General features: G+C 62.2%; 1 pseudogene. It reads left to right on the top strand.

Annotation, left to right across the window (positions count from 1 at the left end):
• Nucleotides 1–122 precede the first annotated feature (122 nt).
• Nucleotides 123–716, top strand: a pseudogene (locus AWB68_RS45795) (hypothetical protein); the annotation flags it as partial.

Here is a 716-nt window from a genome sequence, read left to right on the forward strand (position 1 = left end):
TGGGTGACTGCGGAGCGCTGGCGGTGTAAGGTGGCTCCGGCCGAGCCGGCTGGGACGTGCCCAGCGATGTACGAGCTCGAAGCTCAATGGGTCCAAGGACCCGTGGACGACCGGAGCCAGTCATGACGTTATCACAGAGTGTGTGCGAAGTTCTGCGCGCTCACGTCGTGCTCGAGAGCGAGTCCATCGACCGGATGTACCTGAACGTGTATGTGCCGCAGTTGCAGCGAGTAGGCGGCGTGGTGTGGTACCTGCGTGGGCATCTCGGTCAGCGCTTCGCCTCGACCGCCACGGTGGCGCCCAAGACCGAGACCTTCGTGGCCAACATCGAGAAGTTTGTCGCCGAGCAAGGTGTGGATCTGGTGAGCTTCGGCAAGCACCAGCGCAAGGATGACATCACCCAGCAGTATCTGCAGCGGTTCGACGCCGACGAAGGGATTCTGTACGTCGGCCGCGCCCAGGAGAAGGCGCGCGTGGTGCGCACCGAACGGCGCCGTTGTGCACGCACCGGCATGAGCTATCCGTGGGTGGTCGATGGCAGCGCGATGGTGAACCACTACTACTTCTACTGCGTGGACGACGACTTCGGCCCGTTCTTCCTGAAGTTCTGTTCCTACTTTCCGTACAACGCCAAGCTGTGTATCAACGGCAACGAGTACGCCAAGTGCCAATTGCGCAAGCGCGGCATCGCCTTCGAGGCGCTGGACAACGGCATC

This window comes from Caballeronia choica, from assembly GCF_001544535.1.
GTDB lineage: Bacteria > Pseudomonadota > Gammaproteobacteria > Burkholderiales > Burkholderiaceae > Caballeronia > Caballeronia choica.